At 62.1% G+C, this 280-nt stretch carries 1 pseudogene; it reads left to right on the top strand.

The window, feature by feature from the left end:
- Window positions 1-280, top strand: a pseudogene (locus tag AAEY83_RS14250) (N-acyl-D-glutamate deacylase); the annotation flags it as partial.

Below are 280 nucleotides of genomic sequence, written 5' to 3'. Positions count from 1 at the left end.
CACTGCGATGCGAGAGCAACTGCGCGACAGCCTCGAGGCCGGCGCGTTGGGTTTATCCACAGGCCTGGCCTACGCCAGCGCCTTCAACGCGTCCACTGATGAAGTCATGCAACTGACCGAAGAACTGACGGCGTTCGGCGCGGTGTACACCACCCATCTGCGCAGCGAATTCGCTCCGGTGCTGGAGGCGATGGACGAAGCATTTCAAATCGGCCGACACGCGCAATCGCCGGTGATCATTTCCCACCTCAAATGCGCCGGCGTCGGTAACTGGGGACGC

This window comes from Psychrobacter sp. TB20-MNA-CIBAN-0197 (assembly GCF_040309765.1).
GTDB lineage: Bacteria > Pseudomonadota > Gammaproteobacteria > Pseudomonadales > Moraxellaceae > Psychrobacter > Psychrobacter submarinus.
This window is presented reverse-complemented; position numbering and strand designations above follow the sequence as displayed.